This is a genomic window from Neobacillus drentensis (assembly GCF_036965645.1).
Lineage (GTDB): Bacteria > Bacillota > Bacilli > Bacillales > Cytobacillaceae > Neobacillus > Neobacillus drentensis_D.
In genome coordinates this window covers 1,162-3,761 of sequence record NZ_JBALPZ010000298.1, presented here as the reverse complement: position 1 = coordinate 3,761, position 2,600 = coordinate 1,162, and the positions used below count along the sequence as shown (strand labels likewise).

Annotated in this window: 2 protein-coding genes; both read right to left on the bottom strand. The window is 40.8% G+C overall.

Annotated features, from left to right (window positions below; genetic code table 11):
* The coding region (locus V7266_RS30615; RefSeq protein ID WP_335473044.1) for a ribose-phosphate diphosphokinase at window positions 1-876 on the bottom strand (876 nt) is incomplete at its 3' end.
* 160 nt (window positions 877-1,036) lie between these two features.
* Window positions 1,037-2,600 (bottom strand): ATP-dependent zinc metalloprotease FtsH (gene ftsH, locus V7266_RS30610; RefSeq protein WP_335473043.1); only part of this gene is annotated, 1,564 nt, incomplete at its 5' end.

The window sequence follows — 2,600 nt, the reverse complement described above, 5'->3', positions numbered from 1 at the left end:
TAAAATTGTGATTTTATCAATCCGCTTTTCTTTCGGCATTTCAATGGTATTCGTGACGACTAATTCTTTAATAGGAGAATTTTCAATCCGACTGATAGCATCCGATGAGAATACAGGGTGGGTACAGCAAGCATAGATTGCTTTCGCTCCCCTCTCTACTAGGGCGTTTGCAGCCAAAGTGATTGTCCCCGCTGTATTTATTAAATCATCCACGATAATCGCATTTTTCCCCTCGATATTTCCGATAACATGCATGAGTTCAAGCTCACCATTTTCTTCTTGTCTACGATCTATGAGGGCAATCGGTGCATTTAAAATACTCGCTAGTTTTCTAGCTCTAATGACTGCACCATTATGAGGGGCAACCACGACAACATCTTCTAATGCTTTCTTCTCAAAGTAATTACCAAGGATTGGATTTGCAATTAGATGATCGACCGGTATATCAAAAAAACCTTGTAGTTGTGGCGCATGGAAATCCATCGTAAGGACCCTTGTTGCACCAGTTCTTTCTAAGAGTCTGGCAACTAATTTTGCTGTGATTGGCTCACGAGGTTTTGCTGTACGATCTTGACGAGCATAGCCATAATACGGGATCACAACATTGATCATTTTAGCTGAGGCTCTTTTCAGTGCATCAACCATCACCAACAGCTCCATTATATTGTCATTAATAGGCTGAGAAGTCGGCTGCACCACAAACACCTCACTGCCACGGACACTTTCTTCAATATTAATTTGTATTTCACCGTCACTAAACTGTTTAACAGAGCTTTTCCCTAATTCACAGCCCAAAAGCTTAGCCATTTCTTCAGCAAGCTCACGATTCGAATTTAATGAAAACATCTTAAAGCTTTTCTTCAGTTGATAAGTCACCTTTGATCCCCCATGATTTGTTTATTGATTCATTATTAACTCTTGTCCATCATCTTATTCTACATGAAAGTGACTAATCAGGGTAGAATTTGAACTTAAAAAATTATCAAAAAATAAACCCAATGGAGCAATAGATGCAACTTCATTGGGTTTTATTACATTATGCTAATAATATTGACATAAATTCGTCGCCGGTGATCGTTTCTTTTTCTAATAGGTATTTTGTTAATTCATGCAATTTATCTTTATTTTCCTCTAAAATTTGAATCGCCTTTTGGTGACAAGATTTAATAATCTTAAGAATCTCAGCGTCTACTCTAGCTGCTGTTTCCGTCGATACCATTAACGAAGTATCGCCGCCTAAATACGGGTTATTGACCGTTTCAAGTGCCATCATATCAAATTCTTCACTCATACCGAATCTAGTAACCATGGCTCGAGCAATCTTTGTAGCTTGTTCAATGTCATTGGAAGCCCCGGAAGTCACGGTTTTAAAAATAATTTCCTCAGCGGCACGTCCACCCATATAAGTAGTGATTTTGTCCAAGGCCTGTTCTTTTGTCATTAGGACCGTTTCGTGTTCGTCTACCTGCATCGTATAACCTAAAGCCCCTGATGTTCTTGGGATAATCGTAATTTTATGAACTGGTGCCGAGTGACTCTGTTTCGCAGCAACTAAGGCATGGCCGATTTCGTGGTAAGATATCGTTAGTTTATCCTTCATCGAGATGACCGCATTTTTACGTTGGTAACCGGCAATGACTACTTCAACAGACTCTTCTAAATCATTTTGAGTCACCTTGTTTCGGCCTAATCTCACCGCTCTTAAGGCAGCCTCGTTAATAATATTGGCCAAATCCGCGCCAGATGCGCCTGAAGTAGCCCTGGCAATCACATTAAAATCGACATCGTCAGCCAATTTCACCTTAGCGGCATGAACGTGCAGGATTGATTCACGACCTTTTAAGTCAGGCAATTCAACCGGGACTCTTCTGTCAAATCGGCCAGGTCTTAATAGCGCCTTATCAAGCGTTTCCGGTCTATTCGTTGCGGCTAGAATGACGATCCCTTTATCTGCATCAAATCCATCCATTTCCGTTAACAGCTGGTTCAAGGTTTGTTCCCGTTCATCATTTCCTCCGGCCATTCCGGAATTACGGCTTTTACCAATCGCATCTATTTCATCAATAAACACGATACATGGGGCTTTTTCTTGAGCCTGTTTAAATAAATCCCTAACCCTGGCAGCACCCATTCCAACAAACATCTCGACAAATTCAGAACCTGACATAGAGAAGAATGGAACTTTCGATTCCCCTGCTACCGCCTTGGCGAGGAGTGTTTTACCTGTTCCTGGAGGTCCTACTAACAGCGCTCCCTTTGGAATGTTTGCTCCAATTTCTTTATACTTTTTCGGATTATGAAGGAAGTCGACAATCTCCTGCAGTGCCTCTTTCGCTTCATCCTGACCAGCGACATCTTTAAATGTAATACCTGTTTCAGTTTCTACATACACTTTGGCATTACTTTTTCCGAAGGATAATGGGCCGCCTCCTCCCATCATTTTTCCTTGCATCTTCTTCATTAACCATTGACCAATCGAAATAAAGATCACGAAAGGCAGAATCCAAGAAAGGATGAAATTTAATAATGGTGAAGTCTCTTTTGGAATCACCTTTGTAAATTTAACATCTGCCTTATGCAAACGGTCCACTAATTGAGGG